Here is a 20,063-nt window from a genome sequence, read left to right as displayed (position 1 = left end):
GCTCGCGAATGCGCCGTGTCAGCCAGCACATTTGCAACTGATCCACCGCTTTCGCGAGCAGGCTCGCTCCCACAGGGGATTTGTGCGAAGCGAATAAAAAAGGCGCGCCATCCACAACGGATGGCGCGCCTTTTTTTGTTGGCGGATTCGCGGCTTAGCTGCCGGCGACAGTCATCCGCTCGATCAACACAGACCCGGTGCGAATGTTGCTGCGCAGTTCCAGATCATTACCCACTGCGACAATCTGCTTGAACATGTCACGCATGTTGCCGGCGATGGTCACTTCCTGCACGGCGAACTGGATCTCGCCGTTTTCCACCCAGAAGCCCGCAGCGCCGCGCGAATAGTCACCGGTGACCATGTTCAGGCCATGGCCCATCAACTCGGTGACCAGCAATCCCCGGCCCATGCGCTTGAGCAGTGCTGCCTGATCCTCGTCGCCATGGGTGACGAACAGGTTGTGCACCCCGCCCGCGTTGGCGGTGCTCGGCATGCCCAGTTTCCGTCCGGAATAGGTGCCGAGGATGTAGGAGACCAACTCGCCCTTTTCGACGAACGGTTTCGCGTAAGTCGCCAGGCCATCACCGTCGTAGGAAGCACTGCCCATGGCACGCATCAGATGCGGACGCTCATCAATGGTCAGCCATTCCGGGAACAGCTTCTGCCCCAGTGTGCCTTCCAGAAACGACGATTTGCGATACAGGCTGCCGCCGGATACTGCCGAGAGGAAGCTGCCGAACAGACCGCCCGCCAGTTCGGCGGAAAACAGCACCGGCACTTCGCAGGTCGGCACCGGCCGCGCGCCCAGACGGCTCGCCGCCCGTTGCGCGGCACGCTGGCCGATGCTCACCGGATCGGCGAGCAGACTGCCCTGGCGATTGACGTCATACCAGTAATCGCGCTGCATCTGCCCGTCAGCTTCGGCGATCATCACGCAACTCAGGCTGTGCCGGGTCGACGCGTAACCGCCGATGAAACCGTGGCTGTTGCCATAAACCCGGCAGCCCTGATGGGTGCTGAGGGTGGTGCCGTCGGCGTTCTTGATCCGCGCATCGGCATCGAACGCCGCTGCCTCGCAGAGCAAAGCCTTCTCAATGGCCTGTTCCGGGGTGATGTCCCATTCGTGGAACAGGTCGAAATCCTGCACATCCCTGGCCATCAGTGCGGCGTCGGCCAGACCCGAGGCTTCGTCCTCGGAGGTGTGTTTGGCGATCGCGAGTGCTGCAGCGACGGTTTCACGAATCGCCTCCGGCCCGGTGGCCGAGGTGCTGGCCGAGCCTTTGCGCTGGCCGACGTACAGGGTGATGCCAAAACCCTGATCACGATTGAATTCAACGGTTTCGACCTCGCGCTGACGCACCGAGGTCGACAGCCCCTGCTCCAGCGACACCGCGACTTCACAGGCGCTGGCGCCCTGGCGCTTGGCTTCGGCGATGATCTGCTCGACCTGTTCTTGCAGTGCCGGCAATGCCTGCGGGCCGACGCTTTGAACTGCACTCATGCTCATCTCCACTCAAATTCTGCTTTCGGCTGGGGTCATCGAGCGACCGGGCCGGACAAGCGGCCCCCGACTGGTTATCATGGCGGCGTTTCTTTGCGGACTGCCACCATGGTTGATTCTTACGACGACTCCCTCGATACGGGAGAAAAAAGCAAATCTCAGGTCAAACGCGAGTTGCATGCGCTGGTTGACCTCGGCGAGCGCCTGACCACACTCAAGCCTGATCTGGTCGCCAAACTGCCGTTGACCGACGCTTTGCGCCGGGCATTGGCCGATGCGCCCAAGCACACCGCGAACATCGCGCGTAAACGGCATTTGCAGTTCATCGGCAAACTGATGCGCGACCAGGACACTGACGCGATTCTGACTCTGCTCGATCAACTCGATGCCTCCACTCGCCAGTACAACGAGCGTTTCCATAATCTGGAACGCTGGCGTGACCGCCTGATCGCGGGCGATGACGCCGTGCTGGAGAAATTCGTCATCGAGTACCCGGACGCCGATCGCCAGCAATTGCGTTCCCTGATCCGTCAGGCCCAGCATGAGGTTGCGCAAAACAAACCACCTGCTTCGAGCCGCAAGATCTTCAAATACATTCGGGAGCTGGACGAGACTCAACGCGGTCTGCGTTGATAATCGCCACCGGGTGGCCGTCCTGCGCGCCACCCGAAAGCCCCACCGTTCTTATGCGCCCGTGCCACCCACGGTGATCGCATCGATTTTCAGCGTTGGCTGGCCGACACCTACCGGCACCGACTGCCCATCCTTGCCGCATGTACCCACACCGCTGTCCAGCGCCAGATCGTTACCGACCATCGACACCCGGCTCATCGCCTCGGGACCGTTGCCGATCAATGTCGCGCCTTTGACCGGTGCGGTGATTTTGCCGTCCTCGATCAGATAAGCCTCGCTCGTCGAGAACACGAACTTGCCGCTGGTGATATCGACCTGACCGCCGCCGAGGTTGGCGCAGTAGATGCCCTTCTTCACCGAAGCGATGATTTCCGCCGGATCACTTTCGCCACCGAGCATGTAGGTGTTGGTCATGCGTGGCATCGGCAGATGCGCATAGGATTCGCGACGACCGTTACCGGTCCGCGCTACGCCCATCAGGCGCGCATTGAGCTTGTCTTGCATGTAGCCCTTGAGTACGCCGTTTTCGATCAGCGTGGTGCATTCGGTCGGCGTGCCTTCGTCATCGACGCTCAGCGAACCGCGACGGCCGCTCAAGGTGCCGTCATCGACGATGGTGCATAGCTTGGAGGCAACCATTTCACCCATGCGCCCGCTATAGGCCGAGCTGCCCTTGCGGTTGAAATCGCCTTCCAGACCGTGACCGACCGCTTCGTGCAGCAGCACCCCGGACCAGCCGGAACCCAGCACCACCGGCAAGGTACCGGCCGGCGCTGGAATTGCTTCAAGGTTGACCAGCGCCTGGCGCAGCGCTTCGCGGGCATAACCCATGGCGCGGTCTTCGGCGAGGAAGTAGCGGTAATCGGTACGCCCACCGCCGCCGTGCCCGCCGCGTTCGCGCCGGCCGTTCTGTTCAACGATGACGCTGACATTGAAGCGCACCAGCGGTCGCACGTCGGCGGCCAGGCCACCGTCGGTCGAGGCCACCAGAATTCGCTCCCAGACCCCGGCCATGCTCACGCTGACCTGCTGAATCCGTGGGTCGAGTGCGCGGGTGGCGACGTCGATGCGTTTGAGCAACTCGACTTTTTCCGCGCGGCTGAGCACTTCCAGCGGGTTATCCGGCGCGTACAGTTGCGCGACGTCCTGGCTGGTGAACGCCTGCACGGTGCCGTTCTGCCCGGCGCGGGAGATCGAACGCGCGGCGCGGGCCGCTGCGCCGAGGGCTTCGAGGGTGATCGCGTTGCTGTAGGCAAAACCGGTTTTCTCACCGGACTGTGCACGCACGCCGACACCCTGATCGAGGTTGAAGCTGCCTTCCTTGACGATGCCGTCTTCCAGCGCCCATGACTCGGAAATCTGGCCCTGGAAATACAGGTCGGCGGCATCGATGCCCGGCCCGGCCAGATCGCCGAGCACGCCTTGCAGGCTCTCGATCGTGACACCGCCGGGTGCCAACAGGTGATCACTGACTGAGGACAACAACTCGCTCATAGGTTTACGCCTTAAATTCGTGTTCTGAAGCAGGCCGCTGGGCGCCCTGCGAGAAAAACCGCCGATGACGCGTCACCGGCATGCGCGCCCGGATGGACGCTTGTTCATCGCTGTCGCGGGCGGCCAGCAACACCGCCTCGCCTTGATCCTGTTGGGCCAGTACGCGCCCCCACGGGTCGACAATCGCCGCATGCCCGAAGGTTTCACGCGGTCCAGGATGGCTGCCGCCCTGCGCGGCCGCGAGGATATAACACTGTGTTTCGATGGCCCGCGCGCGGATCAGTACATCCCAGTGCGCGGCGCCGGTTACGGCCGTAAACGCCGACGGTGCGGTAATCAACTCGGCACCGGCGGCGCGCAATTCACTGTACAGCTCCGGGAAGCGCAAGTCGTAACACACGCTCAGACCGACTCGCCCCACCGGCGTATCCGCCACCACAACATTACCGCCATAAGCATAGTCATCGGATTCACGGTATTGGCCGCGATTGTCGGCGACATCGACATCGAACAGATGCAGCTTGTCATAGCGCGCGACGATCTCACCGTTATCGTTGATCAGCAACGAGCAGGCATTGGCTTTGGCCGTGGGTTGACCCAACGGTGGCAACGGCAATGTACCGGCGACTATCCATAAGGTGAGGTCGCGGGCGGTCTGTTTCAACCAGGGCAGGATCGGCCCTTCGCCCAAGGCCTCGGCTCGGCCGATATCAGCGACGTCACGACGGCCCATGGCGGCGAAGTTCTCCGGCAGCACCGCGAGTTTCGCCCCGCCGGCGGCGGCCTGTTCAAGCAGGCGTCGGGCCTGGGCCAGATTGGCCGGCACGTCGCTCTGGCTGACCATTTGAATCACCGCTAAAGACATGGCCGCTCCTCGGGATTTGCATATGACTGTGTAGGAGCTGCCGAAGGCTGCGATCTGTTGATTTTTTTAAGAGCCAGATCAAAAGATCGCAGCCTTCGGCAGCTCCTACACGGGTAGTGTCTGCTAGTTAAAAAGGCTTGTCGAAGGTGATTTTCGGCTCTTTCCATGGGCCTTTGACGGTGTACTTGACGCTGGCGAAGCGCGCCACGCGGTCGCCGATCAGCTTGTCGATGAGGAACAGCGCGCCGCCGACCGCCGGTGCGCCGACGAGCAACGCGGCGATCGGCAGGTTGTTGGTCACCGGCAGTGTCACCAGCAATTTCGCATCGACCTTGTCACCGACCAGATCCAGCGTGCCGTCCAGCTCAAGGTTGCTCGAAGGCCCGGTCAGGCGAATCGGCTCACGTGTCACGTAGACACCATTGTTCGCCACCAGCAGACCTTTGACCCGGTCGTAGCTCAGGCCTTTGCCGAACAGGTCGGAGAAGTCCAGACGCAGGCGCCGGCCGATCGAGTTGAAGTTGAGCAGGCCGAACACCCGCAGCGCCTGAGCACCGCCTTCCACTTCAACGAACTGGCCTTTGTTCAGCGAGGCATCGAGGGTGCCGGAGAAGCGCTTGGTCGCCAGCCACGCCGGCGAGCCCGGCCAGCGGCCATCGACGTCCATGTGGAATTCTTCGCTGGTCACGCTCGGTGCGAAGCCCCAGCCTTTGAGCACGTCGGCCAGATTCTTGCCGCCAATGCGACCCTTGTACCAACTGCTGGTCGCCCCCGGCGCGCCTTCCCAGCCGCCGTTGCCTTGCAGCAGGATACCCTTGAGGCCCATGTCGAGGTTGTTCAGCGCGATGCCTTTGGCCGTCGGCCGCACTTTCAGCGACCAGCCACCGACCAGATCGGGACCGAGGAACAACTGATTGAGGGTGATATCCAGCGCCGGGATTTTCGTCGGGTCGACCGACGCCAATGGATCAGGCGCGTTCTCGTCAGCCTGCACCGCCGGGTCCGGCGCCGGCAGTTTCACGTATTGCAGATTCACCGCAATCGGTACGCCCTTGGCATCCGGCAGGCTGGCGCTGCCCTTGACCTGTTGGCTATCCAGCGCCAGGTTCCACGCGCCTGGCTTGCGATTGATCTGCACCGAAGCCTGATCCAGCGTGGTGCCGAACGCGGTCAATTTGCCGACCTTGATGTCAGCGCTGCTGAGCAGTTGCTTGGCGCTGCCGCCCGGATCCCCGCCAGCGTACTTGCTGGCCAGATCCTGCCACGGCGCGACGTCCAGTTCCGACAGCACCCCGCGAATGCGCAGGCCCTTGGCGCCCGGCAACACCGCTTCGCCAGCGCCGAGAAACAGTTCGCCACGGCCGTCGGCGAAATTGCTCGGCGGCGCAGCAAAAGTGAAATTGGCCAGTTGATCGTAATTGAACCAGTAACGCCGCTCCTGCCCTTGCAGGGTCATGCGAAACACTGTGTCGCGCCCGACATCGGCGGTCATGCCGAACGGCGCCGGCAGATCCACCGCCACGCCTTTGAGGCTGGAGCTGACCAGCAACTGGCTGTCGGCCCCGGAAAGATTCAGCTGCAACTGATAAGGAATCGTCCCGGACACCGGCAACGGCTGGGTCACGCCCAGCCAATCGGTGAGCTTTTTCACATCAACCTGCCCCGACGCCGCAACCCGGGTCTTGAACTGGTTGGGGCTGCCATCAGCGAAGATCTGCGCAGTGACCGGTTTGTCGAAGGCCCGTGCAGAGATGTTCTGGCCGCTGAGGCCTTTATTGCTGTCGAAGCGGAAATCGCCCTTGAGCTGGCTCAGTTCGAGCTTCGGTTCGGCCAGTTTCAGCCGCGCGTTGGCCGTTTTGAAATCGACGAGGATTTTCGGCTGTTCGCCCTTGGCCAGCGGAATGTCCAGTTTGAGCTTGCCATTCAGATCACCCGCGCCCTCCCAACCGGCAAAGGTCTCACCAGTGCCGATCGGCGCATCCTGAAGAATCTTCAAGCCGTCGCCGAGACCACCGGCAAATGCGCCATCAAGGAACAAATGCGAGTTCTGCCCGGCCGGTACATGAGGAATATTGACGAAGACATCGCTGACTTGGGTGTCGAGCAACTGGCCTTTGCTGGCCCAGATGCGCACGCCGCTGTCTTCGATGAACACATCGCCGCTGACTTTGCTCACATGCGGCCAGCCCGGCTGAAACGCCAGCTCGGCGTCGTGCACTTTGAAGAACAGGCTGATGCTGCGATCAGCCTCGCCAGCGTTCTTGCTCAGCGAGCCCTGATACTGGAAGAAGCCCTGGTCCACTGCGCCTTTGAGGATCGCTGTGCGCAGCCAATCATCAAGCGCCGGGCTCAACACCGCCGGCAGGTATTTCGCGGTGTAGCGACCGTCGCCATTAACCAGGCCGACGCGCAGGTCCATGTAGTCTTCCTGGCTATGGTCAAAGTGCAGGCGAATGAGGAAATCGCCGGCAATCTTGCCCTCCTCGCCCAATACCTTGAGGTATGGCGCAATCAGGGTGAAGCCATCCTTGTCGAGCTTCCAGGTCAGCCGCGCATTGGCCTGCAGGTATTGCCATGGCTTGGCGAAAATCGGATCGAGGTGCAGGACGAAATCCTTGCTGTCGAGGCGCAACTCGCCGCCGTCGAGGTTGCCACTCAGGCTGCCACTGACATTGCGCGCCGCCGGAGCGCCGTGGTAGGCATCGAAACCGACATTGTCGAGGTTGGCGGCAAAGCCGAATTTGCTGCCATCGGTGGCGGTCGGGCGGAAGTCCAGCAGCACATTACGCAGGCCGCCGGTTACCTTCAAACGCTCGACCACTGTGGCGAAGCTTTGTGGCAACGGCCCCAGCGCATTGAGCAGCGGCGTGATCGGGGTCAGATCGAGGCGATCGGCCTGCAGATGCCAGAGCTCTTCAGCCTTGGCGCTGGCGCGAGTCTGCTGCACCTGCACATGGGATTCCCAGCGGGTTTCGCCGAAGCTCATCGCCAGTGAATCGAGGGTGACTTTCACCCCTTCGGCTGTGTTGCGGTAATAGGCGTTGAGCGCCAGATTGTTGATCTGGATCGGCTTGCGCTCGGCGTAGGCACCGGTCACTTGCGGCGCATTCAGGCGCAACGCGGCGCTTTGCAAAGCGCCTTCGGACCAATCGACCCAGAGTTCGCCGCCGGCCTTGATCTCGGAAAAATTCCATTGCTGGGTCAGGCGCTCGGGAAGCCATTTCGACCAGTCGCTCTGCGGCAGGCTGGCATAACCCTCGATGGCGCTGTTCTGCCATTGATCGGGACGCAGCTGGCTGCGCAGGCTCAGCGCGACAGGCTGGCCATCGGGCAAGGTCAGACGCGCGTCGAGACGCTGGCGGCTGGCGCCGGTACGCAGATTGAGGCCGACATAGGTGAGCGTCATGGGCGGGTGATCGAGCGGTTGCAGGGTCACCTGGCTGTCGAGCACCGACAATTGCCTGATCATCTGCGAGCGCTGGAACAGTTGCGCCGCATCGAACGGCTGATCCTTCTGCACCGGCAGCCCTTCCAGCGCCCAGGTACCGTCTTCGGCTTCCTTGAGGCTGATCTTCAAACCGTTGAGTTCGATATGCGCGAGACGGACTTCGCGGGCGAGCAAGCTGCCCCACATATCCGGCACTACCCGTACGCGGTCGAGGCGCAGCGCGTTGGCGCCGTCGCCGACCATCACGTCATGGGCCAGCAGGATCGGCGCGAAACCGCTCCAGTTGCCTTCCAGCTCACCGATCTGCAAGGGCATGCCGAGGGCGGCGCTGGCCTTGTCTTCGATGTCGGCGCGGTATTCGGCCACCAGTGGCGTCAGCTCGCGGCCGAGGCTGACGTACAACGCCATCAACACCAGAACCAACGCGCACAGGCCCAGCCCCCAGCGGGTGAGTGCGGCCAGAATGCGTGTCAGACGCTCCATGTCAGTTGGCTCCCATGGCAAAAAAACTGCGAAAAGCTGAGGCCAGCCGCGTTGAATGAAGGGTGATGCAGGGTTTCAGAGCAGCACCACGTCATATTGTTCCTGGGAATACATGGTTTCCACCTGGAAGCGTATGGTGCGACCGATGAAGCCTTCAAGCTCGGCGACGTTACCGGACTCTTCATCGAGCAGACGATCGACCACCTTCTGGTTGGCCAGCACCCGGTAACCCTCGGCCTGGTAGGCCCGGGCCTCGCGCAGAATCTCGCGGAAGATCTCGTAACAGATGGTTTCGGCGGTCTTCAGCTTGCCGCGTCCCTGACAACTGCTGCACGGTTCGCACAGCACCTGCTCAAGGCTTTCGCGGGTGCGCTTGCGGGTCATCTGCACCAGGCCCAATTCGGTGATGCCGATGATGTTGGTCTTGGCGTGGTCGCGCTCCAGCTGTTTTTCCAGAGTGCGCAGAACCTGACGCTGGTGCTCTTCATCTTCCATGTCGATGAAGTCGATGATGATGATCCCGCCGAGGTTGCGCAGGCGCATCTGCCGGGCAATCGCCGTGGCCGCTTCGAGATTGGTCTTGAAAATGGTTTCTTCGAGGTTGCGATGACCGACGAACGCCCCGGTGTTGACGTCGATGGTGGTCATGGCTTCCGCCGGATCGATCACCAGATAGCCGCCTGACTTCAGCGGCACCTTGCGCTCCAGCGCGCGCTGGATTTCGTCTTCGACACCGTACAGATCGAAGATCGGTCGTTCACCCGGGTAGTGTTCCAGACGATCAGCGATTTCCGGCATCAGTTCGGCGACAAACTGCGTGGTTTTCTGGAAGGTTTCCCGGGAATCGATGCGGATCTTCTCGATCTTTGGATTGACCAGGTCACGCAGGGTGCGCAGGGCCAAACCGAGGTCTTCGTAGATCACGCTCGGCGCGGCGATGGTCTTGATCTGCTCGTTGATCTGGTCCCAGAGGCGCCGCAGGTAACGGATGTCCATGAGGATTTCATCAGCGCCCGCGCCTTCAGCGGCTGTGCGCAGAATGAAACCGCCGGCCTCCTTGATGCCTTCTTTGGCCACGCAATCACTGACCACCTGCTTGAGGCGCTCGCGCTCGGCTTCGTCTTCGATCTTCAGGGAAATGCCGACGTGGGCGGTGCGCGGCATGTACACCAGATAACGCGAAGGAATCGACAGTTGCGTGGTCAGGCGTGCGCCTTTAGAGCCGATCGGGTCTTTGGTGACTTGCACCACCAGGCTCTGACCTTCGTGCACCAGCGTACTGATGCTTTCCACCGCCGGGCCTTCACGCAGGGAGATTTCGGCGGCGTGAATGAAAGCCGCACGATCGAGGCCGATGTCAACAAATGCCGCCTGCATGCCCGGCAGGACGCGAACGATCTTGCCTTTATAGATGTTGCCGACGATCCCGCGTTTCTGCGTGCGCTCGACGTGGACTTCTTGCAGCACACCGTTTTCGACCACCGCCACGCGCGATTCCATCGGCGTGATGTTGATCAGAATCTCTTCACTCATGGCAGGATCTCGTTCAGGCATGTTCACGATAGTGGCCGCATCTGGATTCGTACGACGCTCAGGGCGTGTTCAGGTTTTGCCAACAGGGTATGCCGAAATGGCCCAACACCTCGCAGGTTTCGCACAACGGCAAGCCGACCACCGCCGAATAGCTGCCTTCGAGCCCGGCGACAAACACCGCACCCAAGCCCTGAATGCCATAGCCGCCGGCCTTGTCGCGCGGTTCGCCACTGGCCCAGTAGGCGCCGGCCTCATCGCGGCTGATGCTGCGGAAACGCACGCGACTGCGCACCACCCGCGACTCGCAGCGCTCGCCTTCAAGCACGGCGATGGCGGTCAGCACTTCGTGTTCGTTGCCGGACAACATCATCAGCATGGCGCATGCATCGGCTTCGTCCACCGGTTTGCCAAGAATTTTGCCGTCGAGCACCACAGCGGTGTCGGCGCCAAGCACGCAGAACGGCTGATCAGAGACGACCGAACGGCGACCGGCCTCAGCCTTGCCACGCGCAAGGCGTTCGACATAGGCCGAAGGGGATTCTTCAGGAAGCGGGGTTTCGTCGATGTCCGCGCTGATGGCGGAGAACTGCACGCCGATCTGCGTGAGCAATTCACGGCGACGCGGTGAGCCAGAGGCGAGGTAAAGCAGTTTCATCAAAACATCTCCCTGTTCAGTGCCCTGCTTCACCGGCTCAATAGATTCTGTAGCGTCGGCACATCCCGCGAAGGGCGAAGCTGACCCACGGCCAGAGCAAGGCACTGACCAGCGCCGGCAAGACCAGCGCCAGGGTTGGCTGACGGTTGCCGGTCAGAGCGCTCAGCCACAGTTGCGCCAACTGTGCGAGGCCGAAGATCACCAGGATCACCAGGCACTGCTGCCACATCGGGAACATGCGCAGACGCTGCTGCAACGACAACACGAGGAAAGTAATCAGGGTCAGGATCAGCGCGTTCTGCCCGAGCAGGTCGCCCTGCAGGACATCTTCGGCCAGTCCCAGACAGAAGGCGGTGACCATGCCGACCGTGTGCGGCATGTACAGCGCCCAGAAGGTCACGAGCAAGGCCAGCCACAGCGGGCGAAGGATTTCCATGAAGATCGGCAACGGTGAAACGCTGAGCAGGATGCCGACGAAGAACGTCAGCCAGATCATCCAGCCGTTTCCGGATTTTTTCGCGCCGACCATTATTCTCGTCCCCCGGTAGTCGCTGGCGGTTTCGCCGGTGGTTTGCTCGCGGCGGGCGGTTTGGCAGCGGCCGGAGCGGCAGCGGGCGGTTTGCTCGCGGCAGGCTTGGCAGGCGTGGTGGCAGGCGCCGCTGCTTCAGCGGCCGGCGCTGCGGTAGCGGTCGACGGCGTGGCAGGCATGATCAACGGTTTCGGCACGCTGGCCGGCAACATCGGGCCGCCTCCGTGGGCATCGAGCTGTTCCTGCGCCTGGGCCGCGTCATTGGCGCGTTCCTCGGCAGTGCGGCTGTCGCTGAACACCAGCAGCAGATAGCGGCTGCGGTTCAGGGCGGCAGTCGGCACGGCGCGGACAATGGCAAACGGTTGGCCGGAATCGTGGATGACTTCCTTGACCGTGGCCACCGGATAACCGGCCGGAAAACGCTGGCCAAGGCCGGAGCTGACCAGCAGATCGCCTTCCTTGATGTCCGCCGTGTCGGCGACATGACGCAATTCCAGGCGCTCAGGGTTGCCGGTGCCACTGGCAATCGCGCGCAGACCGTTACGATTCACCTGCACCGGAATGCTATGAGTGGTGTCGGTCAGCAGCAGGACCCGCGAGGTGTACGGCATCAACTCAACCACCTGGCCCATCAGCCCGCGTGCATCGAGCACCGGTTGGCCGAGCACGACGCCGTCGCGCTCACCTTTGTTGATGATGATGCGATGGGTGAAGGGGTTGGGGTCCATGCCGATCAGCTCGGCCACTTCGACCTTTTCATTGACCAGCGCGGAGGAGTTGAGCAACTCGCGCAGCCGAACGTTCTGCTCGGTCAGGGCCGCGAGCTTTTGCATGCGCCCCTGCAACAGCAGGTTTTCGGTCTTGAGTTTTTCGTTTTCGGCGACGAGCTCGGTGCGGCTGCCGAACTGACTGGCGACCCCTTCCCACAAGCGGCCGGGCAGGTCAGTGATCCAGTAGGCATCCATGAGCACCAGCGACGCTTGTTTGCGCGCGGGCTTGAGCAGGTCGAAACGTGCATCGACCACCATCAGCGCGACCGCGAGCACGGCCAGCACCAACAGGCGCACGCCCAACGAAGGGCCTTTGGTGAAAAGCGGTTTAATAAGCCGCTCCTCCCAGGCAAATGTTCTGTTTATTCATACGGCATCAAACCGGCCTGGATGAAGACTGACAGAAGATAAACGCCAACAGGCAGCACTGCAAAGTGCTGCCTGTGCGCTCACCCACGTATTGCATTCGAAGCTTATTCGCTCGAAAGCAGATCCATGGTGTGCTTATCCATCATTTCCAGCGCACGGCCACCGCCGCGAGCAACGCAAGTCAGCGGATCTTCGGCAACGATCACCGGCAGACCGGTTTCCTGGGCCAGCAACTTGTCGAGGTCACGCAGCAGCGCGCCACCACCGGTCAGCACCAGGCCACGCTCGGCGATGTCGGAAGCCAGTTCCGGCGGCGATTGCTCCAGCGCGCTTTTCACCGCCTGAACGATGGTGGCCAGCGACTCTTGCAGAGCCTCAAGCACTTCGTTGGAGTTCAGGGTGAATGCGCGTGGAACGCCTTCGGCCAGGTTGCGACCGCGAACATCGACTTCGCGTACTTCGCCGCCCGGGTAGGCCGTACCGATTTCCTGCTTGATGCGCTCGGCGGTGGATTCACCGATCAGGCTGCCGTAGTTACGGCGCACGTAGGTGATGATCGCTTCGTCGAAACGGTCGCCGCCGACACGTACGGATTCGGCGTAAACCACACCGTTAAGGGAGATCAGGGCGATTTCAGTGGTACCACCACCGATGTCCACGACCATCGAACCGCGTGCTTCTTCAACCGGCAGACCGGCACCGATCGCAGCAGCCATCGGCTCTTCGATCAGGAACACTTCACGGGCACCGGCGCCAAGGGCCGATTCACGGATGGCGCGACGCTCAACCTGGGTGGACTTGCATGGAACGCAGATCAGCACACGAGGGCTGGGCTGCAGGAAACTGTTTTCGTGAACCTTGTTGATAAAGTACTGCAGCATCTTTTCGCAGACGCTGAAGTCGGCGATCACGCCATCCTTCATCGGACGAATGGCAGCAATGTTGCCCGGCGTACGGCCGAGCATGCGCTTGGCCTCGGTGCCGACAGCAACGACACTTTTCTGGTTACCGTGTGTCCGAATGGCCACAACCGATGGCTCATTCAGGACGATACCGCGCTCGCGCACGTAAATAAGGGTGTTGGCAGTGCCCAGGTCAATGGAAAGATCGCTGGAAAACATGCCACGCAGTTTCTTGAACATGGGAAAGGGACCCTAGGCAACGCGTGGGTAAAAAAGTGCGGCAAACTCTAACAACGACAGGGATTTTGGGCAAGGCGCCAATATGTTAAATTGGCCGCTTTTCTGTGCACCAAGCCCCACAATCGCGGCCTTATGACCGTAGAAGTGCGGTAGTGTTCCGACAATCTAACACACGGACGCCGTCCGTTCTGTTTTCCACTGGAGAATCCCGATGGCGCTAGAACGCTCCGACGTGGAAAAAATCGCGCATCTGGCCTGCCTTGGCCTCAACGATGCCGATCTTCCGCACATTACTTCCGCCCTCAACAGCATTCTCGGGCTGGTCGACGAAATGCAGGCCGTTGATACCGACGGTATCGAGCCGCTGGCCCACCCCCTGGAAGCCAGTCAGCGCCTGCGCGCCGACGTGGTGACCGAGACGAATAATCGCGAGGCCTACCAGTCCATCGCACCAGCGGTCGAAAACGGCCTGTATCTGGTTCCGAAAGTCATCGACTAAAGGGAAAGAGCCTGCAATGCATCAAATGACTCTGGCCGAGATCGCCCGCGGTCTCGCCGATAAAAAGTTTTCCTCCGAAGAGCTGACCAAAGTCCTGCTGGCGCGTATTACCCAGCTCGATCCGCAGCTCAACAGTTTCATCAGCCTCACCGAGGATCTGGCCATCGAGCAGGCGAAAGCCGCCGATGCACGCCGGGCCAACGGTGAGAGCGGCGCCCTGCTCGGCGCGCCGATCGCCCACAAGGACCTGTTCTGCACCCTAGGCATCCGCACCAGCTGCGGCTCGAAGATGCTCGACAACTTCAAGGCTCCATACGACGCCACCGTAGTCGCGAAACTGGCAGCTGCCGGCGCCGTGACCCTGGGCAAGACCAACATGGACGAATTCGCCATGGGTTCGGCCAACGAGTCGAGCTGGTACGGCGCGGTGAAAAACCCGTGGAACCTGGAACACGTGCCGGGCGGTTCGTCCGGCGGTTCCGCCGCCGCCGTAGCCGCTCGCCTGCTGCCTGCCGCCACCGCAACCGACACCGGCGGTTCAATCCGCCAGCCGGCAGCATTCACCAACCTCACCGGTTTGAAGCCGACCTACGGTCGCGTTTCGCGCTGGGGCATGATTGCCTACGCGTCCAGCCTTGATCAGGGCGGCCCGTTGGCGCGCACGGCCGAAGACTGCGCGATCCTGCTGCAAGGCATGGCCGGCTTCGACCCGAACGACTCCACCAGCATCGATGAGCCGGTTCCGGATTACTCCGCCAGCCTGGGCGATTCGCTGCAAGGCCTGCGCATCGGCGTGCCGAAGGAATACTTCAGCGCCGGTCTCGACCCGCGCATCGCCGAGCTGATCCAGAACAGCATCCAGCAGTTGCAGAAGCTCGGTGCGGTGATCAAGGAAATCAGCCTGCCGAACATGCAGCACGCCATTCCTGCGTACTACGTGATCGCCCCGGCAGAAGCGTCTTCCAACCTGTCGCGTTTCGACGGCGTACGTTTCGGCCACCGCTGCGAAAACCCGGAAAACCTCATCGACCTGTACAAGCGCTCCCGTGGCGAAGGCTTCGGCGCGGAAGTACAGCGCCGGATCATGGTCGGTGCCTACGCGCTGTCCGCCGGTTACTACGATGCCTACTACCTGAAAGCGCAGAAGATTCGTCGTCTGGTGAAGAACGATTTCATGGCTGCCTTCAATGAAGTCGACATCATCCTCGGCCCGACCACGCCGAACCCGGCCTGGAAGCTTGGCGCCAAGAACAGCGACCCGGTCGCTGCCTATCTGGAAGACGTCTACACCATCACCGCCAACCTCGCCGGCCTGCCGGGCCTGTCGATGCCGGCCGGTTTTGTCGACGGTCTGCCGGTGGGCGTGCAGTTGCTCGCGCCGTACTTCCAGGAAGGCCGTTTGCTCAACGTTGCGCACCAGTATCAGTTGAACACTGACTGGCACACCCGCACCCCAACCGGCTTCTGAGGAGACACACATGCAATGGGAAGTCGTGATCGGGCTGGAGATTCACACTCAGCTCACCACCCGGTCGAAAATCTTTTCCGGTAGTTCCACCACCTTCGGTTCCGAGCCGAACACCCAGGCCAGCCTGATCGACCTGGGCATGCCCGGCGTGCTGCCGGTGCTCAACCAGGAAGCGGTGCGCATGGCGGTGATGTTCGGTCTGGCAATTGACGCCGAGATCGGCCAGCACAACGTGTTCGCCCGGAAAAACTATTTCTACCCGGATCTGCCCAAGGGCTATCAGATCAGCCAGATGGAATTGCCGATCGTTGGCAAAGGGCACCTGGACATCGCCCTGGAAGACGGCACGGTCAAACGCGTCGGCATCACCCGCGCGCACCTGGAAGAAGATGCCGGCAAGAGCCTGCACGAAGAATTCAACGGTGCCACCGGCATCGACCTGAACCGTGCCGGCACGCCGCTGCTGGAAATCGTTTCCGAGCCGGACATGCGCAGCGCCAAGGAAGCCGTGGCTTACGTCAAGGCGATCCACGCACTGGTGCGTTACCTGGGCATCTGCGACGGCAACATGGCCGAAGGCTCGCTGCGTTGCGACTGCAACGTCTCGGTACGCCCGAAAGGCCAGGTCGAGTTCGGCACTCGCTGCGAGATCAAGAACGTCAACTCGTTCCGCTTCATCGAGAAGGCAATCAACTCCGAGATCCAGCGTCAGATCGAGCTGATCGAAGACGGCGGCAAAGTGATCCAGCAGACCCGTCTGTACGATCCGAACAAGGACGAGACCCGTCCGATGCGTTCGAAAGAGGAAGCCAACGACTACCGTTACTTCCCCGATCCGGACCTGCTGCCGGTGGTCATCGAAGAGTCGTTCCTCGGTGAAGTGCGTGCCACCCTGCCGGAACTGCCACCGCAAAAGCGCGAGCGCTTCCAGAGCCAGTTCGGTCTGTCGGCTTACGACGCCAACGTGCTGGCCACCAGCCGTGAACAGGCGGATTACTTCGAGAAAGTCGCAGCCATCGGTGGCGACCCGAAACTGGCGGCGAACTGGGTGATGGTCGAGTTGGGCAGCCTGCTCAACAAGCAGGGCCTGGACATCGAGGATTCGCCAGTCTCCGCCGAGCAACTGGGCGGCATGCTGCAGCGCATCAAGGACAACACCATCTCCGGCAAGATCGCCAAGGTGGTGTTCGAAGCGATGGCCAATGGTGAAGGCAGTGCTGACGAGATCATCGAGAAGCGCGGCCTCAAGCAAGTCACCGACACCGGCGCGATCTCGGCCGTGCTCGACGAAATGCTCGCGGCCAACGCCGAACAGGTCGAACAGTACCGCGCGGCAGACGAAGCCAAACGCGGCAAGATGTTCGGCTTCTTCGTCGGCCAGGCCATGAAAGCCTCGAAAGGCAAGGCCAACCCGCAGCAGGTGAACGAACTGCTGAAAAGCAAGCTCGAAGGCTGACCACCAATGGAGCCAGATCCAAAGCCTGGCTCCATCCCCTGTGGAAGGGACCTGTGGCGAGGGGATTCGCCGCGAAGCGGCCCCAATTGCTGAGCTTGATTTGCACCAGATAAACCGAGTTCTCAGTTTTGGGACTGCTGCGCAGTCCAACGGGGATAAATCCCCTCGCCACAGGTCACTCCTACATTTGATCCGGGATACCTTTGAATGAAGCGTCTGTTGCTGAGCAGCGCCCTGCTCTCTCTGCTGGCCGGTTGCGCCAGTACCGACACCATCGACCCGCACGGTTATGACCAGACCGGCGTCGCCTCCTATTACGGAGCCAGGCATCACGGTAAACGCACCGCCAGCGGCGAAGCGTTCAACCAGCATTCCCTGACCGCCGCCCACCGCCAGTTGCCGTTCGGCACGCGGGTGAAGGTCACCAATCTGAAAAACGATGAATCAGTCGTGGTCCGCATCAATGACCGTGGCCCGCACACCCGTGGCCGACTGATCGATCTGTCACGCGAGGCCGCCGATGAAATCGGCATGCTGCGCAGTGGCACCGCACGGGTTCGCGTGCAGGCCCTGGACTGATGGAGCGCCGACCATTTTCGGACTAGCCGATCTGCCGCTGATCAACGTCATCGAACTGCTCAGCGGCCTGTGTCTTTTGCTCATCGGCGCCGAGCTGATGGTGCGCGCCGCCGTGCGTCTGGCCGAGCGCCTGCATGTGCGTCCGTTGATCATCGGCCTGACCATCGTCGCCCTCGGCAGCAGCGCGCCGCAGATGACCGTGAGCCTGCAAGCGGCGTTGACCGACAACCCGGACATCGCCGTCGGCAGCGTGGTCGGCAGCGGCATCTTCAATATCCTCGTAACCCTTGGCCTGTCGGCACTGATCATCCCGCTGCGCGTATCGCGGCAACTGGTGCGCCTGGATATCCCGTTGATGATCGGTGCCAGCCTGCTGGTATTCATCCTCGCCTGGAATAAAGACCTCGGGCGTTTCGACGGCGTCCTGCTGCTCGGGGCGTTGGCGCTGTACCTTGGCTTGTTGTTCCGCCAGTCGCGACACTCGACGCGACCTCATACAGTACGACCAACCGAGACGCAGCAATCCTGGCTGATCAGTGTGCTGATGATTCTCGCTGGCCTGGCCATGCTGGTGTTCGCCGGCCGTCTGCTGCTCGGCGCCGCCGTGGTCGTGGCCACCGACTTGGGCCTGTCCGAACGGGTCATCGGCCTGACCGTGGTCGCGGTCGGCACTTCGCTGCCGGAGCTGGCGACTTCGCTGATCGCTGCGTTGCGCGGGCAGCGCGACATAGCCGTGGGCAACGTGATCGGCGCCAATCTGTTCAACCTGCTCGGGGTACTCGGGCTGACCGCGCTGCTCGCACCGACGCCGCTTTCCGTCTCCCCCAACGCGCTGGATTTTGACTTGCCAGTGATGCTCGGCGTCGCTGCGCTGTGTCTGCCAGTGTTTTACTCGGGCTACCGCGTGACTCGAGCCGAAGGCTTGCTGCTGCTCGGTTTGTATCTGGTCTACGGGCTGCATGTGGTGTCGTTCACCACCGGCATGCCGCTGGCCGGCAAACTCGAGCGCTTGATGCTGTTTTATGTCCTGCCGGCGCTGCTGACGTTTCTGCTGTTCACGTCGATCCGCGCCTGGCGTCGCCAACACCACAAGAGAGATGTGCCATGAGCGAGTCGAAGCAGTCCGGGGTTGAAATCCGTCGTCAGGTCATGGGCGATGCGTTCGTTGATCGCGCCTTGGGCAACGCCACCGAGTTCACCCAGCCGTTGCAGGATTTCGTCAATGAACATGCGTGGGGCGGCGTGTGGAATCGTGAGGGGCTGCCGCTGAAAACCCGCAGCCTGATTACCCTCGCCGCGCTGACCGCGTTGAAGTGTCCGCAGGAGTTGAAGGGCCACGTGCGCGGTGCGCTGAACAACGGCTGCACGGTGGAAGAGATTCGCGAGGCGCTGCTGCATTGCGCGGTGTATGCCGGCGTACCGGCGGCGATCGATGCGTTTCGCGCGGCGCAGGAAGTGATTGATACCTACCAGAAACCTGAGTGATTCAGTGCTGCTGAAATAGCTTTCGCGAGCAGGCTCGCTCCCACACCTGGAATGCATTTCAAATGTGGGAGCGAGCCTGCTCGCGAAGAGGCCCTGACAGACACTGCAAATCCTTGGTCAGATCCACCCACCCCACTGCAACACAAAGATCCCGACATTGGTGGTAATCGCCGCCATCAACGTGGTCATCACGATGATCGCCGCTGCCAGCTCATGATTGCCCTGCGCCGCCCGGGCCATGACGAAACTCGCCGCCGCCGTCGGGCTGCCAAAGTAGAGAAACAGAATCCCCAATTCCGCCCCGCGAAAGCCCCACAGCCATGCCCCCAGTGTCGCCAGCACCGGCAGACCGATCATCTTCACCAGGCTGGAACTGAGCGCCATGTTGCCGCTCTTGCGCAGCGCCGCCAGTGACAGCGTGCCGCCGATACAGATCAGCGCCAGTGGCAAAGTGGTCTGCGCCAGATACTGGCCGGAGGTCTCCAGCCAGCCCGGCAGTCCGATCTTGAAATAGGCAAACGGCGCCGCCGAAATCACGCTGATGATCAGCGGGTTGCTGAACACGCTTTTGCAGATGCTCCAAGGATCGGACTTGATCACCGGGCTGTACACCGCCAGCACGATGGTCGACAGCGTGTTGTAGAACAGGATCACCAGCGCCGCGAGAATTGCCCCGAGGGAAATGCCGTAATCGCCGTACATGCTCGCGGCGAGCGCCAGGCCTATCACGCCGTTGTTGCCGCGAAACGCACCCTGGGTGTAGATGCCGCGATCTTCCCGCGGACACTTGAAAATCGCCCAGCCCCAGGCCACGGCGAAACTCACCAGGGTGGCGAGGGAAAAGTAGATGAGTAGCGAAGGTTGCAGTGCGGCGTGCAGGTCAGCGTGGAGAATGCCGAGAAACAGCAGCGCCGGCATGGTCACGTTGAACACCAGCGACGAGGCGGTGTGGATGAAGTTGTCGTTGATCCAGTCGATGCGCTTGAGCAGCACGCCGAGAAACAGCATGGCAAACACCGGCGCGGTGATGTTCAGGGTTTCAAGAAAGATTGCCAGCATGCCGGAGAGCCTTGGGTGAGCTTAGTCAGGGGGGCAATGATAAAGCAAAAGCCCCTCACCCTAGCCCTCTCCCAAAGGGAGAGGGAACCGATCGG

Annotated in this window: 17 protein-coding genes; 7 read left to right on the top strand and 10 right to left on the bottom strand. The window is 61.6% G+C overall.

Going from position 1 to position 20,063, the window contains the following annotated elements; all coding sequences use genetic code 11:
• Positions 1 to 154: 154 nt before the first annotated feature.
• Positions 155 to 1,501: a metalloprotease PmbA gene (gene pmbA / locus AB4O45_RS17585; RefSeq protein WP_024011613.1), complete on the bottom strand. Its 1,347-nt coding sequence runs from the start codon at positions 1,499 to 1,501 to the stop codon at positions 155 to 157.
• A 108-nt stretch (positions 1,502 to 1,609) separates the two neighbouring features.
• On the opposite strand from pmbA, the gene yjgA reads away from it, so the two are divergent.
• On the top strand, positions 1,610 to 2,134 hold the full coding sequence (gene yjgA / locus AB4O45_RS17580) for a ribosome biogenesis factor YjgA (RefSeq protein WP_016771692.1): 525 nt from the start codon (positions 1,610 to 1,612) through the stop codon (positions 2,132 to 2,134).
• A gap of 51 nt (positions 2,135 to 2,185) precedes the next feature.
• On the opposite strand, the gene tldD is transcribed toward yjgA, so the two are convergent.
• From tldD to mreB, 8 genes are all read right to left on the bottom strand, one after another.
• A complete protein-coding gene (gene tldD / locus AB4O45_RS17575) occupies positions 2,186 to 3,628 on the bottom strand; it encodes a metalloprotease TldD (RefSeq protein WP_016771693.1) in 1,443 nt (480 codons plus the stop codon).
• Positions 3,629 to 3,632: 4 nt separating this feature from the next.
• Positions 3,633 to 4,493 carry a carbon-nitrogen hydrolase family protein gene (locus AB4O45_RS17570; protein WP_236169664.1) on the bottom strand — a complete coding sequence of 287 codons (861 nt, stop codon included), beginning with the start codon at positions 4,491 to 4,493 and terminating at the stop codon, positions 3,633 to 3,635.
• Between the two features lie 127 nt (positions 4,494 to 4,620).
• Positions 4,621 to 8,424 (bottom strand): YhdP family protein, encoded by a 3,804-nt coding sequence (locus AB4O45_RS17565; protein WP_460160372.1) that lies wholly within the window; start codon positions 8,422 to 8,424, stop codon positions 4,621 to 4,623.
• A 75-nt stretch (positions 8,425 to 8,499) separates the two neighbouring features.
• On the bottom strand, positions 8,500 to 9,957 hold the full coding sequence (rng, locus tag AB4O45_RS17560; RefSeq protein ID WP_460160371.1) for a ribonuclease G: 1,458 nt from the start codon (positions 9,955 to 9,957) through the stop codon (positions 8,500 to 8,502).
• Between the two features lie 58 nt (positions 9,958 to 10,015).
• Entirely contained in the window at positions 10,016 to 10,612 is a 597-nt protein-coding gene (locus AB4O45_RS17555) for a Maf family protein (RefSeq protein ID WP_073473801.1), read from the bottom strand.
• A 37-nt stretch (positions 10,613 to 10,649) separates the two neighbouring features.
• Positions 10,650 to 11,141, bottom strand: coding sequence for a rod shape-determining protein MreD (gene mreD / locus AB4O45_RS17550; RefSeq protein WP_024011608.1), 492 nt, complete (start codon positions 11,139 to 11,141; stop codon positions 10,650 to 10,652).
• Positions 11,141 to 12,244 (bottom strand): rod shape-determining protein MreC, encoded by a 1,104-nt coding sequence (gene mreC, locus AB4O45_RS17545; protein ID WP_076565845.1) that lies wholly within the window; start codon positions 12,242 to 12,244, stop codon positions 11,141 to 11,143. Before mreC ends, mreD begins: the two co-directional genes overlap by 1 nt.
• 140 nt (positions 12,245 to 12,384) lie before the next feature.
• Positions 12,385 to 13,422 (bottom strand): rod shape-determining protein MreB, encoded by a 1,038-nt coding sequence (mreB, locus tag AB4O45_RS17540; protein WP_002555108.1) that lies wholly within the window; start codon positions 13,420 to 13,422, stop codon positions 12,385 to 12,387.
• A 211-nt stretch (positions 13,423 to 13,633) separates the two neighbouring features.
• Between mreB and gatC the strand changes: the two genes are divergently transcribed.
• The 6 genes from gatC to AB4O45_RS17510 all read left to right on the top strand — a co-directional run bounded on the left by gatC (position 13,634) and on the right by AB4O45_RS17510 (position 18,909).
• Positions 13,634 to 13,921, top strand: coding sequence for an Asp-tRNA(Asn)/Glu-tRNA(Gln) amidotransferase subunit GatC (gene gatC / locus AB4O45_RS17535; RefSeq protein ID WP_024011606.1), 288 nt, complete (start codon positions 13,634 to 13,636; stop codon positions 13,919 to 13,921).
• 16 nt (positions 13,922 to 13,937) lie between these two features.
• Entirely contained in the window at positions 13,938 to 15,389 is a 1,452-nt protein-coding gene (gatA, locus tag AB4O45_RS17530; RefSeq protein WP_041477968.1) for an Asp-tRNA(Asn)/Glu-tRNA(Gln) amidotransferase subunit GatA, read from the top strand.
• 10 nt (positions 15,390 to 15,399) lie between these two features.
• A complete protein-coding gene (gatB, locus tag AB4O45_RS17525; RefSeq protein WP_460094222.1) occupies positions 15,400 to 16,845 on the top strand; it encodes an Asp-tRNA(Asn)/Glu-tRNA(Gln) amidotransferase subunit GatB in 1,446 nt (481 codons plus the stop codon).
• 207 nt (positions 16,846 to 17,052) lie between these two features.
• Positions 17,053 to 17,424 carry a septal ring lytic transglycosylase RlpA family protein gene (locus tag AB4O45_RS17520; protein ID WP_056782925.1) on the top strand — a complete coding sequence of 124 codons (372 nt, stop codon included), beginning with the start codon at positions 17,053 to 17,055 and terminating at the stop codon, positions 17,422 to 17,424.
• Between the two features lie 97 nt (positions 17,425 to 17,521).
• Positions 17,522 to 18,532 (top strand): calcium/sodium antiporter, encoded by a 1,011-nt coding sequence (locus AB4O45_RS17515; protein ID WP_460095572.1) that lies wholly within the window; start codon positions 17,522 to 17,524, stop codon positions 18,530 to 18,532.
• Positions 18,529 to 18,909 (top strand): carboxymuconolactone decarboxylase family protein, encoded by a 381-nt coding sequence (locus tag AB4O45_RS17510; protein ID WP_071174380.1) that lies wholly within the window; start codon positions 18,529 to 18,531, stop codon positions 18,907 to 18,909. Before AB4O45_RS17515 ends, AB4O45_RS17510 begins: the two co-directional genes overlap by 4 nt.
• Before the next feature lie 117 nt (positions 18,910 to 19,026).
• Here AB4O45_RS17510 and AB4O45_RS17505 read toward each other — a convergent pair whose 3' ends face one another.
• Positions 19,027 to 19,968, bottom strand: coding sequence for an AEC family transporter (locus tag AB4O45_RS17505; RefSeq protein WP_041477966.1), 942 nt, complete (start codon positions 19,966 to 19,968; stop codon positions 19,027 to 19,029).
• Between the last annotated feature and the right edge of the window lie 95 nt (positions 19,969 to 20,063).

The organism is Pseudomonas sp. S2_B10 (genome assembly GCF_054668425.1).
The sequence above is the reverse complement of the archived record's forward strand: the minus strand, read 5'-3'. Positions and strand labels throughout refer to the sequence as shown.